The sequence below is a fragment of the Natronococcus sp. A-GB1 genome (assembly GCF_029688845.1).
In the GTDB taxonomy this organism is placed as follows: domain Archaea; phylum Halobacteriota; class Halobacteria; order Halobacteriales; family Natrialbaceae; genus Natronococcus.
Genome location: NZ_JARUKW010000018.1, coordinates 19,318 through 40,532 on the forward strand (window position 1 = coordinate 19,318; position 21,215 = coordinate 40,532).

Genomic DNA, 21,215 nt, shown 5'->3' on the forward strand with positions numbered 1-21,215 from the left:
GGTGCCGAGGGGATTACGACGAGTCGTCGTCCGCGTCGGATTCCTCGTCGTCGTCGGCTCCCTCGTCCGCGACCGCTTCGATGATCTCGTCGGTCATCTCCTCGCGGCTGAGGTTCGCCTTGACGCCGACGTCCTTGGCGACCGACTGCAGATCCTGGTACGACATCACGCCGAGGAAGTCCTCGAGCGTCTCGCGTCGCAGGTTCTCGAGTTCCGCGACCGACGGCTCCTCCGAGGTCTCCGCTTCGTCTTCCGCTTCGTCGGCAGCGTCCTTGTCGGTTTCGTCGTCCTCGGTTTCGTCAGCTTCGGCTTCGTCGTCCTCAGTTTCGTCGGCTTCGGACGCGTCGTCCTCGGCGGTTTCATCCTCGTCCTCGTCAGCCTCGGACTCCTCGTCCTCCGTCGTTTCCTCGTCTTCCGCCTCGTCACCCGTGAGTGCACCGGCCGCCGACGAGAGGGCGTCCTGACCGACGACGCTGGCGATCGCATCGCGGATCGCCGTCCGGAGCGCGGCAACCAGATCCGAAAGGAGCTCGCGGAGGCTCTTTCCGTTCTCGATCCCCTTTCGAAGGGTTTCCTGGATATCACGACCGATCGTCGCGCCGAGTTCGCGACCGAGCTGTTCGCCGAACTGTCTGCCGACGGCCGCACCGACCTCGCCGCCGTCGACGTTGTCCTCGAGGCTGCCGTCGCCGAGCAGATCGGCGACGTCGACCTGTTCGGTTACCTCGTCGGTGACCATCTGCTTCAGCCCGGAGTCCTCACTCATCGCGCTCACCTCGAGTCGCTCGTAGTGGAGAACTCGGTCTCACGGCTACTCTCCTCCGTCCTCGCTCTCGTCGTCGTCATCCTCTTCGTCCTCGTCGCTTTCACTTTCGTCGTCGTCATCCTCTTCATCCTCGTCGCTTTCGCCCTCGTCTTCCGCCTCTTCGTCCTCTTCGCCTTCGTCCTCGTCTTCCGCCTCTTCCTCTTCGTCGCCTTCGGACGCCTCGTCGTCCTCCTCGTCCTCATCGCCCGCACTGAGCAGCTCCTCGACGACGAGATCGCCGATCGTGCGCCCGACCTGCTCGCCGATCTTGCGACCAATGATCGCGCCGATCAGCCCGCCCAGCGTCTCGCCGATGGGCTCGTCCTCGCTGATCTCGTCTTCCCACTCGGTGCCCTCGACGAGCCCCTCGAGCTCGAGGTTCTCGCTTATCTTGTCGTAGTCGATCTGTTCCGTCAGTGACTGGGATTCCTCACTCATTGTTATGCGCTCGCCTCCGCCTCGCCTTCCTGTTCGTTCGATTCCTCCTCGCCCTCGAGCTGGTCGATCAGCGCCTGAAGGATTTCACGGACGACCGTGGCGATGAACTCCTCGACGGGCAGGTCCGGAATCAGTCCACGCAGGCTGTCGGTCATCGTCTCGATGGCCGACGAGATCCGACCCTGTGCGTCCTCGTCCTCGCCTTCGTCGTCCTCGTCACCGTCAGCATCCTCGTCGTCTTCGTCGCCGCCCAGCAGTTCGCTGACGAACTCTCGCGGTCTACTCACGAGCGACGTCAGCGCCTCCTGCGAGCGGTCGACGATCGACGAAAGCGCCTCTGCCGGGCTCGAGAGCAGGTCCTGAACGCCGCCGAGCAGGTCCTGCGAGCCGTCGAGGAGCCCGGAGACGGCGGACAGCAGGTTGCCGACCAGGTTCCCCTCTCCCGGCCGAGCCGAGAGGTTGAGTACGACGGGATCGAGGTTGACCTCGAGACCGAGCAGATCGAGGAACAGTCCGTCGAGGTCGAGGTGGAGGACGTTCGTCGCGTCGTCGTCCTCGTAGGAGTCCTCGGCGCCCTGTTCGTGGCCAACTGGCTGTTCTTCGTCTTCTTCGTCCTCTTCGGCTTCCTCCTCGTCTTCCTCGTCTTCTTCGTCCTCTTCAGCTTCCTCCTCGTCTTCCTCGTCTTCTTCGTCCTCTTCAGCTTCCTCCTCGTCTTCCTCGTCTTCCTCGTCCTCTTCGTCCGGCAGTTCGTCCTCGCCACCGTCGGTCATCACTCGTCGCGGTTCGCCCTCGTCGTCGGCCAGCATCGAACGGAAACCGGCGTCCTCGAGTCCGGAGTCCGAACGGTCTTCCGAGTCGTCGTGCTCTCTCGTCTCTGTCATTATCTGGAAACACAGACGAGAGTGCCCGTTGTGGTGGTTTGCCTTGCGTATGCGATTTCTGCCTCAGTTACAATGAAACGAAATGTGTGCGGCAGTCCTCGTGTTCCTACAGTGGATTCACTCTCGAGGAGCGACCGATCCGACGGCAAGAGCGTACTCGCCGCGTGTCCGTCCGTCGTCGTGGTAGGTCACCGGTTCTTCGATCGCGGCAACCGTTCCGTCCTCGATCGCGGCAGCGGTAGCGATCCCCTCGAGTCGCTCGTGCTCGAGCGGCCCGGACTCGAGATCGAATCGACGAACGGCGTGGGCGTCGGGATCCCGATCCCGGAAGTTCTGCGCGCAGGGGACGACGATTCGCGAGCCGTCGGTCGCGAGGCCGTGGACGAACCCGCGCACGGAGTCGTCCCACAGCGACCGACCGTCCTCGCCGAAGACGTCGATCCGGTGTTCGTTCGGGTGACGGCCCGCCGTCTCGTGACTCTCCGCGGCGTAGGTGTTCCCCGTGAGAAACGCCACCCGCCCACCGTTCGCGTAGGCGTGGTTCGGATAGGCGTACAGCCGTTCGCCGTCGGTCTCGGTCTCGGTCGCGAGATCGACCTGCCAGCGCTCGGCGCCGCCCGACTCGAGCAGGTAACCGCGCTTGTCGCCGTGGCTCGCGACCGCGAGGTGTTCGCCGTCGAAGGAAACGTCGCCGACGCGGCGGTCGCCCTCGGTGCCGGGATCCCAGGTCCAGACGAGGTCGCCGCCCCCTTCGGCGGTTTCACCGCCTCCGTTTCGCGACGACTCCGTCGTCACGCAGGTCTCGAGGACGACCAGCCCGTTGTCGTGCGCCCCCATACAGCGATTGTAGCCGACGGCCAGGCGCTCCCCCGACTCGTCTAACTCGAGCGCGATCGGCGAGGCGTCAGTGTCGTACCGCCAGCGGACCGTTCCCTCGGAATCGAACGCGAGAACCGTACTCTCCCACCGTCGGGTCTCGCCGCCGCGCTCGTAGCGGCGGGTCGCCGCATACAGTCTGTCGCCGTCGGTCTCGAGGGCGACGACGTACGGCTGGGCGAAAACGCTCTCCCGAACCGGCTCGCCGACGTCGTCGGCGGTTTCGTACCGCCAGCGGCACTCGCCCGTCTCCAGGTCATAGGCCGCGATCGTTCCCGTCTCCCCGCGTCCGGCGACGACGACCGAGTCCGCGCGGTCGCCGTCGCTGTCGCCTCCCCCGTCGCTACCCTCGAGCGTCGCGATACCGACCGCGCGGTCGGGGTGCTCGACGGACCACCGGGCCTCGAGCGAGTCGACCTCGAAGGCCGTAACGGTGCCGTCCCACTGCCCGGCGACGACGACCCCGTCGATCGCGTGAACCGCCGATCGAGTCCGCATCTGTCGGCTGCGGGCACTCTCGATCTCGCCGAGCGGGCGGCGTCGAAGCGTCGACTCCTGTCCGTTGTCGTCTCTCCCATCGGATTCTGCGTCAGCCTCCGTCATACTCACTCCGGTACAGGGACCGTCCCGTGACACGAGTCGCAGGTTGCTCGTCCGACGGCACGTCCCTCGAGCGGTCGGCCGTGCGTGAGGTCGTACTTGGCGAGGCAATCCTCGGACGCGAACACGGACGCCCGTCCGGCGACGGCTCGAGCCGTCGTCGGGCCGGGTCTCGGATCGTATGACAGCGCGATAGGTGGCATCACCCGTGGATGACCGCCGAGGCCACTAAAACAATTCTGTTTGATGTATGGAAACTAAATTTGTCGGGTCGCGGTCGTCGGACGGAACGGTCGGTTCAAAGGCCGAGCGACAGCTACCGTTCGGCCGAGAGCCTCCGTGAGTGTCGCGCCGAAAACGTCGCGCATTGGCGTCAGGTTACTGACCATCTGTCTCGACCGCGACGTCGAACTTGCCGCGCCACCGGTAGCGTCTCCCGCCCCAGACGAACGACTGGCGAGCCAGGCCGTAGAACAGCAGGGGGAGCGCCGCCAGCGCCACGGGGTAGGCCGCGAGGAACGTCCAGCGTCAGATCCCGAAGGCGGCATAGACGACGGCCATCAGGGTCGTCGTCAGGAGGAACGCGGGAAGCGGGAACAGCACGCAGACGGCGGTCAGCGCGGCCCCGAGCACCCCCTGGGCGGCGAGCCCCGTCGGATCGTGGTAGCGAACGATCTGGACGAACCGAACCTGGTTCTCGAGCGTCTCACGGATCGAGCCGCCGATCCCGACGGGTCGCGTTCGCTTGACGGTCGTAAACTCGACGTGCTCCATTAGAAGGCCGTCGTCGCTGATCGTTCGCCGAAGATCGGCGAGGAAGGCCGCCTCGTCCTCGAGATCGCCGCGTTCGAAAACGAGGGAGCCGGCCCACGGGATGTCCGCGAGAAAAACGGCGAGCGTTCCGCTGATCGCGTGTGTGGGCTCGAGCGCGGCGGCGAGAGGATCCCGTCCGACGAACACGGGCACCTCGGAGGTCGGCCCCCGCCGATCGTAGTCGGCGCGGAGCCGCTCGAGCCAGTCGGGCGGGTGGTAGAAGTCGTCGTCGGTCCAGACGATCCGCTCCGTTTCGGCGGCCTCCATGCCGGCTGCGATCGCGTTGGCCTTCCCGGAACAGCCCTCGGGCTCGCCGGCGACGGTCAACCTGACGCCAGGATACTCCGCAGCGCGTTCGGCGACCGACTCGAGGGGTTCGTCACAGACGACGAGGAGTTCGTCGCCCGAGCGAAGCTGGGCGGCAACCTGCTCGCAGGCGTCGTTCCACCCCGTCGTCGGGAGGATGACGGTCGTCGGCGCAGCCGCTCTCATACTACACCGTTCACGCCGGTTGTCATCAAACGACAGGATCAGTCCGAGAACGACCGGGCGGACACGGCGGCGCGCCGAAGGTCGACCCGAACTCAGTGCTCGAGCAGATCGAGGAAGCGATCGAACGCCCCGCTCTCGGGGTGGACGTGGGCGTAGGTGCCCAGCGAGTCGTACTCGAGGAGGCCGTCGCGCTCGCCGTCGATACCGTCGCCCCGGACCGTCTCGAACGCAAAGCGGGCGTCGCCGTCGACGTCGGCGCTCGAGTAGTGGAACTCGTGACCGCGGATCGACTCGCCCGCGGCCGCGGTGAGCGTGCCGTCGATCGCCTCGAGTTCGACGTGGTCGAGCGCCTGGTAGCGGTCGTGCATCGTCACGTCCGCGGGCAGGATCCTGGCCATCTCGCCGCGCTCGCCGTCGGCACTCGTCAGTGATCGGCTCATCGCCATCAGCCCGCCGCACTCGCCGAGGACAGGGAGGCCGTCGCTCGCGCGCTTGCCGAGGGCGGCGAGGGTGCCACCCGCTTCGAGTTCCTCGACGTGGAGTTCGGGGTAGCCCCCGGGGAGGTAGACGCCGTCGCAGTCGGGCACCGGGTCGCCCGCGACCGGCGAGAACGTCACGAGGTCGGCGCGCTCGCGGAACCGCTCGATCGTCGCGGGGTACCGAAAGCAGAAGGCGGCGTCGCTGGCGACCGCGACGCGAGCGTCGACGGGCGTCGCCCCCTCGTCGGCCCGTGTCTCGCTTTCGAGCGCGCCGGGTTCGCTCGCCACCGCCGCTAAGCGTGCGGTCTCGAGCGTCTCGGCGGCCTCGCGCAGTGCCTCGCGGGGCAGCGCCGCCTCCGCGCCCATCTCGAGGCCCAGGTGGCGATCGGGAATCTCGAGGTCGGGGTTCGGCGGGATCCGTCCGAAGTACTCGAGTTCCTTGGGCAGCGCGTCCCGAATGCCCTGCTCGTGGCGACCGCCGTGGGCGCGCTGGGCGACGATTCCGGCGACCTCGACGTCGCGGCTGATCCGGTCGGCGTACTCGCGAAAGCCGAGGGCCGTTGCAGCGACGCTCTCCATCCCCGCACTGGCGTCGACGACGAGCACCACGGGGAGGTCGAGCGCCTCGGCGACCATCGCCGTGCTCGAGCCGTCGCCGTCGTACAGCCCCATGACGCCCTCGACGACGCAGACGTCGCCCTCGCCGCGACGGTAGTTCCGGCGGACCCCGTCCTCGCCGCAGAGCCACAGATCGAGCGTTCGGGAGGGCCGTTTCGCGATCGCTTCGTGGTGGCTCGGATCGATGAAGTCCGGCCCCGCCTTCGCGGGCTGGACGTCGTAGCCGGCGTCCTCGAGGGCCTGGATCACCGACAGCGTCGCGACGGTCTTGCCGACGCCGGAGCTGACGCCACCGAGGACGAACCCCTTCATCCTGGCACCCCCGTACGGAGCGCCCGAACGCTTCGTTTCATTGTAATTTCGTTAGCACAATCGAACTTGAATCCGTCGGTGCGGCCGACGACGGCGTGCCGTTTGAAGCGGTTCGTCGCAGCCGTCTTCGGGATCCTACCGCCGTCGTGCCCAGGTGGAGTCGGGAACGTGCTCGAGTGGGGCCGGAACGCGCTCGAGCGAGCGAGCATCGCCAACGAAGTTAACAGGCACACGGCCCTACGTTCGCCGCTGGTCCCCATGACCGACGAGAACGAACGAACGACCGAGCACCACCTTCGGGAGGCGATTCGACACCTCAGCGAGGCACAGGGCGGCGACCTTCGCAAGACGAACGCCGCCGTCATCGAGGACGTCTCGGACACCGTCTCGACGGTCCTTCGCGAGCAGGAACGAAGCCAGTAGCGGAACCGTCCGGCTACTCGGCTCGAGACCTGCCGTCCGCACGCCAACCACAGCGTTATCAGTATTCTTCCCCAGGAGTACGATATGAGTGACGAAAGCCCAGCGACGGGCTCGACGCCGAACTGTCACCGACGCGGCTGTGACGAGCCCGCGGCGTTCGTCGTTCTCGAGCGCTATCAGGAGGAGACCGGAAAGGGCGCCGTCGAGGCCGAGGCGGCCCTCTGCCGGGATCACACTGACGAGGAGAGTCCGGCGAACCTCGGCGGGGCGTACGACGACTACGTGTTCCGGATCGAACCGATCGCCGGGGACTGAACGAGGGCTGCGGGCGACGCCACGGTCGCCACGCTGAACGACGTATCGCGCTCGAGGAGTTGCGAAATCCCGGGTCGGGACGGATCAGTACGCATTTGAGCGGGCTCTCTCGTTATGCTATCAGAGAGGGATGACGGAGGACGATACGGTCGACAGGGAGGAAGCCGAGGGGATCGAGTACGGGATCGAGGACCGGCCGCCGCTGGGCGAGTCGACGGTGCTCGGAATCCAGCACTACCTGACGATGGTCGGCGCGAACATCGCGGTCCCGCTGATTCTGGCTGACGCGATGGGGATGCCCGGCGACGTCACCGCCCAGTTCATCGGGACGTTCTTCGTCGTCTCAGGAATCGCGACGCTGGCTCAGACGACTTTCGGAAACCGGTACCCGATCGTCCAGGGGGCCCCCTTCTCCATGCTCGCGCCAGCGCTCGCGATCATCGCCGTCGTGACGGCAGGCGGAGTGCAGGGCCAACCCGACTGGCAGGCGGCGCTGTTGCAGTTACAGGGGGCGATCATCGTCGCCGCGGCAGTCCAGGTCGCGATGGGGTACTTCGGGCTGGTCGGCAAGCTCCGACGGTTCCTCTCGCCGGTCGTCATCGCGCCGACGATCGCCCTGATCGGCCTGGCGCTGTTCGACGCCGGCCAGATCACCGACACCGACCAGAGCTGGCTGCTGCTCGGGCTCACGCTCGGACTGATCCTGCTGTTCTCGCAGTATCTTGAGATCAGACACCGGGCGTTCAGACTGTATCCGGTCCTGCTGGCGATCGGTATCGCCTGGATCGTCGCCGCGGCCCTCTCGGCTACGGGCGTCTTCGGCGGGGGCCACCCGGGTCACGTCCCGCTCGGCGACGTCACCGACGTCGATCCTCTGTTGCCGATCCACCCGCTACAGTGGGGTGCGCCGGAGTTCACGACGGCGTTCGTCGTCGGAATGTTCGCCGGGGTGCTCGCCTCGATCGTCGAGAGCATCGGCGACTATTACGCGGTTGCGAACCTGACCGGTTCGGCGGCGCCGAGCGAGCGACGGATCAACCACGGGATCGGGATGGAGGGGCTGATGAACGTCTTCTCGGGTGTGATGGGGACCGGGGGCTCGACCTCCTACTCCGAGAACATCGGCGCGATCGGGCTGACTGGCGTCGCCTCGCGGTACGTCGTCCAGATCGGCGCCGCGGTCATGCTGGTCGCCGGCTTCGTCGGCTACTTCGGCCAGCTGATCGCGACCATCCCCGATCCGATCGTCGGCGGCCTGTTCGTCGCGATGTTCGCCCAGATCGTCGCCGTCGGGATCTCGAACCTGAGACACGTCGATCTCGAGTCCTCGAGGAACGTGTTCGTCGTCGGCTTCGCGCTGTTCGTCGGCCTCGCGGTCCCCGAGTACATGGCGAACTTCGCGGACCCGATCGCGTTCCGGGAGGGAATCGAGCTGGCGGCGACGATCGCGCCGCTGGTCGAGGCCGAGCCGATCGCGGGCACCGCAGTTGCGGTCTGGATCGAGGCGATCGCCCAGGCGCTTGCGGACTCGGTGTTCATCATCGGCTCGACGGGGATGGCCGTCGGCGGGCTGGCCGCACTCGTCCTCGACAACACGATCCCCGGTACCCGCGAGGAGCGCGGGCTGGCTCAGTGGGAGCGACTCACCGAGGACGAGTCGGAGTTCGACTCCGCCTGGGACCGCTGGATCGGCTCGGGCCGGGACGGCGACTGAGACGGACGCTTATCCGTCGTTCCGAAGCCGGGAGCCGTCCTGTGGTCGTTCGGGAAACAGAGACGACAGATCGAACGAGCGAGCCGCGAACGCCAGCAGGGGATCTATTACCGAGCGGTCCCAGACGGAGGTATGGCAGAACTCTCACTCGAGGACGGCACGCTCTGGTACGACACGCGCGGCGACGGCTCGCCGCTGGTGTTCGTCCACGGCGGCTGGCAGAACGGTCGCGCCTGGGGACCACAGGTCGACCGGTTCGAATCGACACACCAACCCGTCACCCTCGACGTACGCGGCCACGGCAACACGGGCGCGACCGACACCAACGAGTACTCGATCGATCTCTTCACCGACGATCTCGAGGAACTGCTCGACCACCTCGCGCTCGAGCGGCCGGTGCTGTGTGGCCTCTCGCTGGGCTCGATGGTCGTCCAGAACTACCTCGATCGCCACCCCGACCGCGCGGCGGGCGCGATCCTCGGCGGGGCCGTCAGATCGATGCCACCCGTCGAGCTCCCGATGGGGACGAAATCGTTCCTGTCGCCGATGCCCGCCCTGTCGGCGTCGCTGTCGATGACCGGACCCGAGGCGACGTTTCGGTCGATGCTGACCTCGATCCAGGCGACGACGGGCCAGCGGTGGCTCTCGGTCGACCCCGAGGTCCGATCGATGGCGATGGACGCCGTCGGCGAGGTCGACGACGATGAGTACCGCAAGATCTTCGACGCGCTCTACCAGTACGACCCGCCCGAGCTGACTCACGTCGAGACGCCGACGCTGGTGGTCCACGGCGATCAGGAGGCCCCGCCCGTGAAACGACAGGCTCGTGCGATCGCCGGCGAGGTCGACGACGGCGCGTGGCTCGAACTCGACAACTCCGGCCACCTGGTCAACCAGGACCGTCCGGCGGCGTTCAACGAGGCTATGACTCAGTTCCTCGAGCGACGGGTGTGGGACTGACGACGGTGTGCGTCCGATGACGATCACGAATCGATGGAGGTAGCGATGTCATCAAGAGGATGCGAATCCTACTCATAGTCGATCACGATCGGTTCCGGCTACTACCTATGAGTTCGAACACGATACCAACGGACGCCGCCGACATCATACCGAGTCCCGAACGCTGGGCGACGATCTCACAGCACGTTCTCAACAGCTACGCCGAAGCGAACAACGCGATGCTGGCTGCGATGGGGCTGCAGTCCTCGAGCGAGGCGACCAGGGTCGCCCCGACAGTTCCGGAGGTCACCTACGGGGACGCCGACTGGACGACCGAACGGTCGACGGACAGTCTCGAGGAGCTCTCGGTCGGCGACGCCGTCCGGTTTACCAAATCGGTCGAGGACGCGGACGTCGCCGCCTTCGCCCAGGTCTCGGGCGACACCAACCGGCTCCACCTCGAGAACGACTTCGCCGAGGACACCCGCTTCGGCGGCTCGATCGTCCACGGCACGCTCGTCGCCGGCGCCATCAGCGCGGCCCTCGCGCGGTTTCCGGGGCTGACGGTGTACCTCTCCCAGGACCTCGAGTTTCAGAGCCCCGTCGAGATCGGCTCGACGATCACCGCCGACTGCGAGATCATCGAGGAACTGGGCGGGGACCGGTACCGACTGCGGACGACCGTCGACTCCGAGGGCGAGCGCGTGGTCGACGGCGAGGCCGTCGTCCTGATCGAGGACGCGCCCGAGTGAGGTGGATCGGCGATCGGGAGCCGCTTACTCCTCGCCGTCGAAGACGCCGTACACCATCGCGCCCGACTCCGGGTCCTCGAGGTCCTCCTCGAGGCCGACTTCGATCACGCGGACCCAGGTTCCCTCGGCGGGAGCGTTCCACACTTCGTCGATACAGTAGCAGTTGAGCACGAGCCCGCTGTCGATATCGTAGGGCTCTCCCTCCGGTTGATGGGCGTCGAAAGCCACGTCCTCGTCGCCCCGGACGACCAGCGCCATCGTTCGGGTTTCCCCTGGCGCCAGATCGAGGGCGTACAGCGTGATCTCGTCGGTGTCGAGGGTCGGCAGCTCCTCGACCGGATCGGCGACGAGGTCGACGTCCTCGAGCGCCTGAGTGTCGTACTGCTCGGTATCGCCGATCTCGGCGTCCGGATTCGGCTCGTACAGCTCGCTCGTCATCGGGAGCTGCTCGTCGGCGAACCCGACGCCCAGCGTCACCGACCCGTCGGGGGCTTCGGACTGCTCGGCGACCGTCTCCTGAAGGGCGTCCATGTCGAGTTCCTCGAGCTGTGGGTGGGAATCACCGTCCTCCGTATCCGCACAGCCGGCCGCGCCGACGACGAACGCGCTCGCCGCCGTCTGGAGGAGTCGGCGCCGCTCGAGATCGGGGATCCGTTCCATACCTCCTCCCGCGGCTCGGCGTATTTAGGGGTTGAGATATCCCACGTCGCTCGAGCGCCTCGGCTTCTCGCGAGCGGCACTACCGAGAGACGTCGCCGGAGTCGACGGCGACGAACGAGCCGTCACCTCGTGCGGACTCGTAGGCCGCCTCGGTGACGGCCGTCACCCGCAGGCCGTCGAGCGCGGTCGCCGGCGGTTCACTCCTGGTCCTGATCGCCTCGACAAACGCGTCGGCCTTGGTCTGCCTGCCCTCGGTCCGCAGCCGAGGCCGGTACTCGCCGCTGTCCGCGTCGATTTCGACGTACTCGCTCGACTCCCAGTCCCGGCTGTCGAGGGCGACGGCGCCCTCTCGATCCCATATCCGGACGTGTTCGCGCATGCACGGCACCTCACCGGACATCGAGAACGACGCCGTCGCACCGTTCGTAAATCGGATCGTGACGGTCGCACGGCCGTCGACGCGTCGCTCGTCGTCGACAAAACTCATGCTCGCCGAGACCGTCTCGGGAGTGAGTCCGGTGCTCCAGAGGACGCAGTCGAGCAGGTGACTTCCGGTGTCGTACAGGTAGCCGCCGCCGGAGAGAGCCGGATCCTGTCGCCACGTCCCCTCGAAGCGGTCGACCCAGTCCTGTCCGACCTCGGCCGTGATCCAGCTCGGCTCGCGTCCCTCCGTCGCCCACAGCTCCCGAGCCCTGCGAAACCCCTCGTAGAGATGGCGCTGGTAGCCGACCATCAACACCTCCTCGCGCTCGCGATCGAGCTCGACGAGTTCCCGCGCCCGCTCGAGGTCGGTCGTCAGCGGCTTGTCACAGAGCACGTGAAGATCGCGGTCGATCGCCGCGAGTGCCTGCTCGTAGTGGAGCGTGTGCGGCGTCCCGATCAACACGGCGTCGAGGGGTTCGGCCTCGAGCATCGTCTTGTATTCTGTGTACCGAGCGTCGGCGTCAATGTCTAGTTCGGCGCCGGCCGACTCGAGAGTCGTCTGGTCGATGTCGACGAGCGCGGCGACGCGGGCGTCGTCGTGCTCGCGGAACTGCCCGCCGACCGTCGTTCCGATGAATCCGCCGCCGACGACGCCGACTCGAAGCGGCTCGGTCGTGTCGGGGGTATTGGTCCGTTCCTCGCTTTCGGTAGTAGTCATGGTCCGTACTGGACGCCGGACAGTCAATACGTGTTGTCGTTGCGGTAGTACCGGAGCTGGGTGTTCGGTGCGCTGCTCAATAGATGATAGTCCGGGCGCTGCAGGATTTGAACCACGCGAACGGCTCGCGGTGCTCGCCGTTCTCTACTTCAAATCCTTCGCGACCCACGTACTCGAGGCTCGCGAGAGTGCTCGCCTCGAGAAGTGGGCGCTGCAGGCTTGCGTCACCGGCTGTTACGGTTTTCCTTGGGCGCCATGGTTTCCTCGGCCACGAGATTTCAGCCGGGGATTGTTCCACCGGGCTATCGTGATCCTGAGTTCCGTGGGTGTACACGATGAGTTTGGAACCGATCGATCCGGAAACGGCGCTGGACATGTACCTGACCGACCGCGATACCGAGGTCACGGAAGCAACCATTTATGCGCATAGCTCTCGGCTCGGGCACTTCATCAGGTGGTGCCAGAGCAAGGGGATGGAGAACTTGAACACGTTGACGGGCCGGGACCTGCATGAATACCGGTTGTGGCGGCGGAGTGAAGGCGACCTGTCCGCAGTCACCGAGAAGACACAGATGGACACGCTCCGGGTGTTTGTGAAGTGGTTGGAACAGATCGATGCCGTCGAGCCGGATCTGCATACCCGGGTGCGGTCACCGATGCTGGACGAACAGGAAAACGTCCGGGACGTGATGTTGGGTTCGGACCGGGCCACTGAGATCCTGCAGTACCTCGAAAAGTACGAGTATGCCACCCGTCCGCACGTTGTCTTGACGTTGCTGTGGCATACGTTCATGCGGGTCGGTGCAGTCCACGCACTGGATGTGCCCGATTACGATCCGCACAAGCAGCTGCTGGCGGTGCACCATCGTCCGGAGACAGGGACCCCGATCAAAAACAAGTCCCAGGGCGAGCGATTGGTCGCTGTCTCCGAGGAGGTCTGCCAGGTACTGGATGACTGGATCGACACCCGGCGACCGGACGTCACCGATGACCATGGCAGACAGCCGTTGATCGCCTCACGGCAGGGCCGTGCCCATACCACAACGCTTCGGGAAGATTGCTACCGGTTTACGCGGCCGTGTACGGTGACCGGGGAGTGTCCACACGACCGGGTTATCGAGGACTGCGATGGAACCGACTATCACGATGCATCCCGGTGCCCCTCAAGTGTCAGCCCGCATGCGTTCCGCCGCGGCGGGATCACATACGCGTTAAACCAAGAGTGGCCGATGAAAGCCGTCAGCGACCGAGCAAACGTCTCTGAAAAGGTCCTCGACAAGCACTACGACCGGCGGACACCAGAAGAGAAAATGGAGCAACGCCGCCAGTACCTTGAGAACATATAATCTCGTAATAATAGCCCAAGTATCTATTTGGAGTATTTAAAATAGCTTCATCAAACCTTCGACTGCATCGGAGAAGCTTTTTGGCTCAAACTTGATATGACGACGGCGCTTTTCGTATTCAACCCCCTCCTCTGTCTTCATTTCCACTACTTCTGAATCGTATTCTATACTAGCAGTTAGCCATGCTACAGCAATTGCTGCGAAAGCAACACCGACGAACTCGATTGCAAGAGGGCTCTCTTTCTGTATGCGAGTGATTCTGAGTCTTTTGTCGTTATTGTCCGGGTATCGGATATAAGGAGAAGATCTCTCAAACCGTCTTGCCCGTTTGAAAACTCCTTCCTGAGTAAGTCGGCCGATAAATTGGTCCCGAGCACGCCGGTCGTAAAGTCTCTCACTATCTTGGTACTCATACAGTATATCTCGATACGCCTGCTCAACTTCTGATCTATGAAGTACCTCATCCAAATACCTCAAACTTGTTATGAAATCCGAGAATTCTCTTAAAGGAAGTTCTTCTGGTTCTTCCGAGAACTCTATCGTGACTTTGACTTCTTCCTGCGGTTCAATGTCCATACATCCATATCTTATTGAGAGATAATACATTTAACCATACGCATAGTGCGGCCTCCTGAGGAGTATCAGTAGACTGGTAGTGTCGTCAATATTCACTCTCTCTAACATCTCATGGCCACCCGTCTACGGAATCAGGAGAAATCTGCGGGGGGTCGAGCTATGTATGCAGTTCAGTGCAGGACCTCTGTGTATATGGTCAAGAGCGGAGAACAGCCGTCACCGGTGGAGCTTGAACAGTTACGGGAGACACTGGAATTAGTGGGAGAAACGGAGGACCGAATCGCGAAGCTGTTGCAGGTAGCAGCGGTCAGCCGGGAACGGTACCGGGCGTTTCTCGCGTTGTACCAAGATCAGGCCCGGCAGATCGAAGCAGCCGGAGTAGCCTATGACTGGTCCTACCCGTTCGACCGGTATGACGGCCAATTCCGAGTAGGAACTGCACCAGACGGACACCCGATCGGGTTAACCCAGGAACAGTTGAACGAGCACGTACTGGTGGTCGGCCGGACCGGGGCTGGGAAGACAACGTTGTTCTACAACCTGATGGATGAGTGTACTGGCCACGGACTGCCGTTCTGGGCGTTCGATCTGAAAAACGATTATCGGCACCTGGTCCGGCACCGGGACTTGCTGGTGATCAACTGGCAGGACCTGAAGTTCAACCCGTTACAGCCCCCGCCCGGGGTCCCGGTGGCGATGTGGGCCGAAGTCATCGTTGAGACCTTCGCGCATACGATGGGCCTCCTACAGGGATCGCACGGGTATGTTCTCGGGACACTTCGGGACCTGTATGCGGTATACGAGCCAGCGGAGACCGGGCAGTACCCGTCCGTCTTCGAGCTGCGGAAGCTGGCGGTGGCCGAGGAGATCCCGTTGGCCTCCCCTCGGTTCCGGTACCGGGAACGGTTGATCAACCGGTTGACGTTGATGACCGGGTTCAGCGGTGAAGTGTTCGAATGCAGCCAGGGCTATCCCTTGGCGACAGTATTGGACCGTAACGTGGTGTTCGAACTGAAGGGTACCAACCAGTACGTGGCCACGTTCCTGATCGAGGCGTTGTTGATGTGGCTGTTCTACTACCGGGATGCTCAGGGACACCGCCAAGGGTTACGGCATCTGGTCCTGTTCGATGAAGCCAAACACGTGTTTGATGTGAACCGGGAACGCCAGCCAGCGTCCGGGTTTCCCCCGATCGATGATCTTGTGGGCAAAGTCCGGGAGTACGGGGAAGCCCTGATCGTTGCCGACCACGAACCCTCAAAGCTGACGGACAGCATCAAGGCGAACACGGGAACGAAGCTGTGGTTGAGTCTGGGCAGCGGGAAGGACACGAGGGAGATGGCACAGACGTTCGGCCTGGACGCGGACGAAACCGCGTTCACCCGGACCCTAGAAAAAGGCGAAGGTATCGTGACCACGGCAGGCCGGGAACCCTGCCCGATCCAGCTCCCAGACTACACGATCGACAAAGCAGTGACGACCCCGGACCTTCAAGAACAGATGCAACCAGTGTTAGCCGAGTTCTCGTGGGACCCACGGGTCCAGCCCGAGGTGTTCTGTCAGGCCATCGGCGAACAACCAGACGACTTGGACGAACCCGAAGATGAGACGGAGACGGTGGGTGCGGTCGCAGAAGCGTTGCTTGTGAGCATCGAGGAGGACCCGTTCCTGTCCCTGTCAGACCGGTACGAAGCGATCGATGTCGGGAAAAAGGTTGGATCGGAGGCAAAGGAGGAACTCCGGGCACTGGGATTGGTCCGGGAGGTCGAGGTCCGGACCGGGACCCGGGGCCGGAACCCGAAGATGCTGGAGTTGACCCGGCAAGGCCGAACTGTCTTAGAAGATCGGGGATTCACTGTTACGAAGACTGGGCGGCGCGGGATTGAGCATCGGTACTGGCAGCACCGGATCAAGGCGTACTACGAGACACATGGCTTCGAAGTAGAAACCGAGTTTGCGACCGACGATGGGCACATCGATGTGTACGCAACGCGGCGCGACGAAGCTGTTGCCATTGAGGTTGCCCGGAGTCCGGCACACGAACTGGCGAACATCGAAAAGTGCCTGGAGCACGGGGTGGACCGGGTGGAAGTTGCGTACCTCGATGAAGATGTCAAACAACGGGTCGCAGCAGCGGTTACCGGCGTATTCGGTGACATACCGGACGCGGTGATGTTCGTCCCGATCGCGGACTATGTGTGAGCTGACAACTGGCGTCGGTGATAGCCGGGATTCTTTCCGTCTCACAGCCGAGACGCTTTCTGATTCGTTCTTCTTTGGCTCGCATGGAACAATTCCGGAGCATTGAGTAGATGTTTTGCACGCTTTTCTCCATTGGCGTCGGCCGGACACGGTATTTCGTCTCTCGATCTACAGCCTCAGAATCCAGTAGACAGGATATACTCGTCTCTCGTTTTCTGTGCAGCGGTAAATAGGAAGAGTGGGTAGAGAGGAAGGAGGATAAGGGAGGGAGAGAGGGAGGAAGGAAAGGATGAGGGGGTGAGAGGTTAGTGAAGGTGGGTGAGGGTGATCGGCCAGGGATGGCGATCAGGTGTCGGCAGGCCGAGGGGATGGATAGAGGAACAAGGATGTTCTCTATCCGGGGACAAAAGGGAGGGGGGAGAGGAGGAAGGTGGGTGGCCTCACGTGTGTCGGTGAGGCCCCTGGGTTAGGCAGGAAGTTGGGAGGGGGGGATCGGTTGTGTGAGGGAACAGGGAGAACCGATCCTGGTAACGGTGAGAACTCGAGGATGTGCGGTGGCTATCATCGAGTGGAAACGGTTGGCTGGTGGTGGGGGAGAAAAGGGGGTTATTGGGGTGTGTAGGTGATGGTGCCGGTGTGGTCGATGGTGATCTGGTACTGGTAGTAGGTAAAGGAGACGGCGAACTGGTCGAGGGCGGGTTGGGTGAACAGGTGGTCGAGGTCGGCCGGGTCGATGGCGTGATACAGGAGGGGGAGGTCGGGTTCGGGGGTGTCGGTGAGGTCGGCGATGGTGGTGACGATGAGGGGGGTGAGCATCGGTGGGTCGTCGGGGTCGAAGCTGGTGTGGTAGGTCATGGCACACAGGGGTACACGTGGGGTGTACGCGCTGGAGAATGATAAGTGCTGGACCCGCCTGAGCGGGCCTTGGCCCAGGCTACCGATCGCGTTCCACCAGGGGGTGTCCGTTCCAGTTCACGACCCCGGTGTCGGGTGGACCGGTGGTTCGTGAATGGACGTCACCCCGATTCCAGCGGTCTTACGGGCCAAGGCCCAGTGGGTCTGCTGGCGAACGGAGATACGCGATGGGACGCACACGAAGGTGCCGGTGGATCCGGTGCATGGCGGGTATGCAAGTGTAGCGGATCCGGAGACGTGGGGGTCGTTTACGGCGGCGCAGCGGTGTCGGCGGCGGACGCCGGATATCGAAGGGGCCGGGTTCGTGTTTACCGCAGACGATCCGTTTGTCGGCGTTGATCTTGATGATTGTCGGGAGCCGGCGACGGGTGCGGTTGCGGACTGGGCGGTCGATGTGGTACGACGCTTGGCGTCGTATACGGAGGTCAGTCCGAGCGGAACAGGGTTCCATGTGCTCGTCCGAGGCCAGGTCCCGCGTGGAGGCAACCGGCGCGGGGACCTGGAGATGTACGAGGCGGATCGGTACTTCACGGTGACCGGTGAGCATGTGGCCGGGGCACCGACGGAGATCCGGGACCGCGTTGAGGCGCTTACAGCGGTGCACGACGCGTATATCGGGGCGGCCGACAGCGAGGAGATCGCCGTGGATGGGGCGTCGGGACAGCAGGTGCCGTTGTCCGATGAGGCATTACTTGAGACGGCGCGGAACGCAGCCAACGGCGACAAGTTCCGGCGGCTCTGGAACGGGGATACGGCAGGGTATCCGAGTCACAGCGAGGCGGACCTGGCCCTGTGTAGCCTGCTAGCGTTCTGGACGGGCGGGGATACGGCGCGGATCGAGCGGTTGTTCGCCCGGAGCGGGCTCGTCCGCGAGAAGTGGCGGCAGCGGCCGGGGTACCGTGAGCGGACGATCCGGCGGGCGGTCCAGGGCTGCAGCGACTTCTACGATCCCGGGCAGTGAGCTACGCGGTGTAGCGGGTGAAGCGGACGGAGAGGCTGCCGTGTATAGTTATTTAAGAAATAGTGGGGAAGAGGGTTGGTAGCAGAGCAAAAGCGGAGAAGGCTGTTTGGTTGTGAAGTTCGAGAAGGGGGTGATAACATGGTAACGCGGACGGTGCGGGTGCCGTTGACAGGGTTGAGTCGGCGGAAGAAACAGCGGTTGGAGCGGACGGTTGGTCGGCAGCAAAAGATCGCGCAGGCGATAGCAGGGTTGATGCCATCGGTGCAGCCGGTACGGTGGCAGTATCCGCGGCGTGATCCGGTGTTCAGTCGGTGGGTGAAAAAGCGGTTTCCGGAGAACAATGGGTTGCGGAGTCATGATGCGAATCAGGTTGCGTTCAAGGTGGTGCAGAATTTCCGGGCGTGGCGAGCAAGCGGGTATGGAGAGCATCCACCGGAGTACGAGGAGATGCGGTGGATGCGGTTTTGTAACTGTTCGACGGGGTTGACGTACAAGGAGGCGGACGGGGTCTGGGGAGTGAAGCTGCCGCTGGCTCCGCGGGATGGGGAGTGGTTCCGGTTGGGGACCGGCCAGTACCAGGAGCAAATCCTTGAACGGTACCGGGCGGAGGAGGTCCTGTTTGGGGAGGCAGAGGTGATCCAAGAGGCAGGACGGTATGTGTTGCATCAAAGTTATACGCCGAAGAAGACGCCGTCGACCGGGTATGAGCCGGTGACCGTGGTAGGGGTGGCGTTTGGAGTGGATAATATTGCGGCGGTGGCCGTAGTTGAAGCAGGAGAGATCCAGGAGGTGGACCTGTTTTCCGGGGACAAGATCCGGCATCATCGGACGCGGATGCGTCAGCGCCGCCAGGATCTGCAGCGAGCTAACCAGATGGAGAAGGTACGGGCATTGGGCGGTGAGGAGCACCGGTACTGTGCCCAGCAGACTCACCGGATTTCTCGGCGGATCATTGAGTGCGCCCAGCGGTGGCCGGATCCGGTGATCGTGATGGAGCCGGCAGCCGAAGCCCGAGTCCGGATCAGGACCCAGTGCCGTCACCGGGATGATCCACAGGCAGGATTGGCTGACTGGGCCTACACCGGGCTCCAGTCGACTATCGCGTACAAAGCAGAAGACGCCGGGATACAGACCGAGAAAGTAACGGTACCAGCGTTGGATACGACCTGTAACAAGTGTGGAGCCACAGGAGAGTATCCGGCAGCCGGGAACTGGAAAGAGTTCCAGTGTCCGGACTGTGAGTATACCGTGAACGCGGATGTGAACCGGGCGCTGGCCCTGGCAACGACTCCATCTCAGTGACCAGTAAATTCTATCTCTTCAACAACAAGAAGAGAGGGATCGAACGGATACCGTGGACCGGTCAAATACAGTGCTGTTACCGGTTAACACCGTGTTCTCCCAACCTATCAAGTAACTAACTTTTATATACCGGCGGCGGTAACACCGGTGTATGAAGGCATCGGTCTAGCGATGCCTTTTGATTGCAACGTTTGCAAGCGTTGAAACGAGCAAATCAGCAAACACGCGAACCAACATTCTGAACGGAGGTGAAAAACACAACATGAAAAAAACACTACACATCGCAGTAGTTCTCGCACTCGCTGTCGGCATGATGGCAGCATTCGGTGCTGCAGAAGATGACGACAGTGAGAGCACAGATGTTGAAGTCACGATCGCGGAACAGACTGCAGTTGATGTGAAACCGGACCAACTGACGTACAGTGACATGGAACCAGGAATGGATCCAACAAGTCCAAGTGATGTTCCAGATTCTGACCGGAACTTCACAGCAGTGGAAATCGAGAACATCGGTTCTACCCACATTGATCGAATCTGGGCAGAAACAAGCTACCCAGCAAGTAATCCATTTGGAACCGGTGATGCAGAGGCGTACGATGCTGGAAACTTCATCCAGGTACGTGTCCCTGACATTGACGCAGGAACCAATCCACTTGTGGAAGCTGATCAGAATCAGTTCCACTTCGTGAACCGGATTGAATTCCTTGATGAGCTGGATGATGCACCATCGTACATCCAAGTTGATCCTGCTGATTTCGACGAGCAGGACGACACACAGTACGTTGGCCGCATCCGAGCCGGTGAGTACGAGTGGTTCTTCGTTGTCAACGACAACAACGATGATCAGTGTGTACAAGGCGAAGTCCGCGTAGGAAACACGCCGCACACACCAACAGAACTCGGAACCTACGACTTCACTGACGGCAACAATGGTGCGAACGATGCGAGCGAAACAAATGGATGGACCTCTCTATCCGTTGAAGAACTCGCAGGCGCATCCCACGGTGCTGCAGCCAGTCGTCTCCGGCTTTCCTTCGCTGATGAAGGAGCAACCAACGACGGTGACACAGACCGGGCATATGGTCTGCTCACATCCTGTGACGACAACCTGCCACATGTCGTCGCCAACACTTACAACTCATTCTGGGAAGTAAGTAGCGAGCTTGGGGACAACATGGATCTGACAGAGCCTGAAGTGGACACAGATCTGGAAGATGCAGTATCCGGTGTTGAGGACATCCTTGACGCTAGTACTGCCGGTGAAGCACTTGCACCTGGTCAGAGCTTCGCGCTCGATACCACGGTAGAAGTGCCACAAGGAGTCGCACAGGGATCAGTCGAGGAAGGAACCTTGACCATCCTTGTCACATCCGATCCTGCACTCTAACAACTGGATCGTCTTCAAATCACACTATGAGAGCGGTGTAAGACCCGCTCTCATTTTTCTCCTTTTCTTCCGAGTAGGTCACAGTGATTCTGGCAAGAGATCCACTAGAGGTAAGATAGTGCATATAACCAGAGTGATAGCCAATAAAAAGGTGGGTTTGATTGTTTCGTTTCAACCCCAAATGAAGTGATTCGGTCACTGATAGCGTGGAAAAAGAAAAGAGGGGTTCTTTTTCCCGATTTACGTCCCACTGGTGGGTGGCACTTAC

Annotated in this window: 20 protein-coding genes and 1 pseudogene; 10 read left to right on the plus strand and 11 right to left on the minus strand. The window is 62.8% G+C overall.

All coding sequences use genetic code 11. From position 1 onward, the window contains the following. Nucleotides 1-13: 13 nt before the first annotated feature. The 7 genes and pseudogenes from QA600_RS18375 to QA600_RS18405 all read right to left on the minus strand — a co-directional run bounded on the left by QA600_RS18375 (nt 14) and on the right by QA600_RS18405 (nt 6,314). A complete protein-coding gene (locus QA600_RS18375; RefSeq protein WP_278293383.1) occupies nt 14-766 on the minus strand; it encodes a hypothetical protein in 753 nt (250 codons plus the stop codon). A 45-nt stretch (nt 767-811) separates the two neighbouring features. Beyond that, nucleotides 812-1,243: a hypothetical protein gene (locus tag QA600_RS18380; RefSeq protein ID WP_278293384.1), complete on the minus strand. Its 432-nt coding sequence runs from the start codon at nt 1,241-1,243 to the stop codon at nt 812-814. 2 nt (nt 1,244-1,245) lie between these two features. Then, entirely contained in the window at nt 1,246-2,124 is an 879-nt protein-coding gene (locus QA600_RS18385; protein ID WP_278293385.1) for a hypothetical protein, read from the minus strand. Between the two features lie 117 nt (nt 2,125-2,241). Then, complete coding sequence (locus tag QA600_RS18390; protein WP_278293386.1) at nt 2,242-3,603, minus strand: PQQ-binding-like beta-propeller repeat protein; 1,362 nt, start codon at nt 3,601-3,603, stop codon at nt 2,242-2,244. Nucleotides 3,604-3,605: 2 nt separating this feature from the next. Then, entirely contained in the window at nt 3,606-3,803 is a 198-nt protein-coding gene (locus QA600_RS18395) for a hypothetical protein (protein ID WP_278293387.1), read from the minus strand. Nucleotides 3,804-3,978: 175 nt separating this feature from the next. Further along, a pseudogene (locus QA600_RS18400) lies at nt 3,979-4,905 on the minus strand (glycosyltransferase). 92 nt (nt 4,906-4,997) lie between these two features. Next, nucleotides 4,998-6,314: a cobyrinic acid a,c-diamide synthase gene (locus QA600_RS18405; protein ID WP_278293388.1), complete on the minus strand. Its 1,317-nt coding sequence runs from the start codon at nt 6,312-6,314 to the stop codon at nt 4,998-5,000. Between the two features lie 168 nt (nt 6,315-6,482). On the opposite strand from QA600_RS18405, the gene QA600_RS18410 reads away from it, so the two are divergent. The 5 genes from QA600_RS18410 to QA600_RS18430 all read left to right on the plus strand — a co-directional run bounded on the left by QA600_RS18410 (nt 6,483) and on the right by QA600_RS18430 (nt 10,457). Then, nucleotides 6,483-6,737: a hypothetical protein gene (locus tag QA600_RS18410; protein ID WP_278293436.1), complete on the plus strand. Its 255-nt coding sequence runs from the start codon at nt 6,483-6,485 to the stop codon at nt 6,735-6,737. A gap of 84 nt (nt 6,738-6,821) precedes the next feature. Then, a complete protein-coding gene (locus tag QA600_RS18415; RefSeq protein WP_278293389.1) occupies nt 6,822-7,052 on the plus strand; it encodes a hypothetical protein in 231 nt (76 codons plus the stop codon). 130 nt (nt 7,053-7,182) lie between these two features. After that, on the plus strand, nt 7,183-8,766 hold the full coding sequence (locus QA600_RS18420) for a solute carrier family 23 protein (RefSeq protein ID WP_278293390.1): 1,584 nt from the start codon (nt 7,183-7,185) through the stop codon (nt 8,764-8,766). A gap of 132 nt (nt 8,767-8,898) precedes the next feature. Further along, the gene (locus QA600_RS18425) at nt 8,899-9,726 is read left to right on the plus strand and encodes an alpha/beta hydrolase (RefSeq protein ID WP_278293391.1); all 828 of its coding nucleotides are present in this window, start codon (nt 8,899-8,901) and stop codon (nt 9,724-9,726) included. Nucleotides 9,727-9,833: 107 nt separating this feature from the next. Continuing rightward, nucleotides 9,834-10,457, plus strand: coding sequence for a MaoC family dehydratase (locus tag QA600_RS18430; RefSeq protein WP_278293392.1), 624 nt, complete (start codon nt 9,834-9,836; stop codon nt 10,455-10,457). Nucleotides 10,458-10,481: 24 nt separating this feature from the next. Here QA600_RS18430 and QA600_RS18435 read toward each other — a convergent pair whose 3' ends face one another. Both QA600_RS18435 and QA600_RS18440 read right to left on the minus strand, forming a co-directional pair. Further along, complete coding sequence (locus tag QA600_RS18435) at nt 10,482-11,117, minus strand: hypothetical protein (RefSeq protein WP_278293393.1); 636 nt, start codon at nt 11,115-11,117, stop codon at nt 10,482-10,484. Between the two features lie 79 nt (nt 11,118-11,196). Beyond that, nucleotides 11,197-12,258 carry a Gfo/Idh/MocA family oxidoreductase gene (locus QA600_RS18440; protein ID WP_278293394.1) on the minus strand — a complete coding sequence of 354 codons (1,062 nt, stop codon included), beginning with the start codon at nt 12,256-12,258 and terminating at the stop codon, nt 11,197-11,199. 335 nt (nt 12,259-12,593) lie between these two features. On the opposite strand from QA600_RS18440, the gene QA600_RS18445 reads away from it, so the two are divergent. Next, nucleotides 12,594-13,604 (plus strand): site-specific integrase, encoded by a 1,011-nt coding sequence (locus QA600_RS18445; protein ID WP_278293395.1) that lies wholly within the window; start codon nt 12,594-12,596, stop codon nt 13,602-13,604. 36 nt (nt 13,605-13,640) lie between these two features. On the opposite strand, the gene QA600_RS18450 is transcribed toward QA600_RS18445, so the two are convergent. Beyond that, the gene (locus QA600_RS18450; RefSeq protein ID WP_278293396.1) at nt 13,641-14,180 is read right to left on the minus strand and encodes a hypothetical protein; all 540 of its coding nucleotides are present in this window, start codon (nt 14,178-14,180) and stop codon (nt 13,641-13,643) included. A gap of 192 nt (nt 14,181-14,372) precedes the next feature. Between QA600_RS18450 and QA600_RS18455 the strand changes: the two genes are divergently transcribed. Beyond that, a complete protein-coding gene (locus QA600_RS18455; RefSeq protein ID WP_278293397.1) occupies nt 14,373-16,382 on the plus strand; it encodes a hypothetical protein in 2,010 nt (669 codons plus the stop codon). Nucleotides 16,383-16,988: 606 nt separating this feature from the next. Here the strand turns inward: QA600_RS18455 and QA600_RS18460 are convergent. Further along, entirely contained in the window at nt 16,989-17,237 is a 249-nt protein-coding gene (locus QA600_RS18460) for a HalOD1 output domain-containing protein (RefSeq protein WP_278293398.1), read from the minus strand. A gap of 154 nt (nt 17,238-17,391) precedes the next feature. Here QA600_RS18460 and QA600_RS18465 point away from each other — a divergent pair, with 154 nt between their 5' ends. The 3 genes from QA600_RS18465 to QA600_RS18475 all read left to right on the plus strand — a co-directional run bounded on the left by QA600_RS18465 (nt 17,392) and on the right by QA600_RS18475 (nt 20,947). After that, a complete protein-coding gene (locus QA600_RS18465) occupies nt 17,392-18,258 on the plus strand; it encodes a hypothetical protein (protein WP_278293399.1) in 867 nt (288 codons plus the stop codon). 138 nt (nt 18,259-18,396) lie between these two features. Then, entirely contained in the window at nt 18,397-19,560 is a 1,164-nt protein-coding gene (locus QA600_RS18470) for a transposase (protein ID WP_278293400.1), read from the plus strand. Between the two features lie 262 nt (nt 19,561-19,822). Beyond that, nucleotides 19,823-20,947 carry a hypothetical protein gene (locus QA600_RS18475; RefSeq protein ID WP_278293401.1) on the plus strand — a complete coding sequence of 375 codons (1,125 nt, stop codon included), beginning with the start codon at nt 19,823-19,825 and terminating at the stop codon, nt 20,945-20,947. The last annotated feature ends 268 nt before the right edge of the window (nt 20,948-21,215 follow it).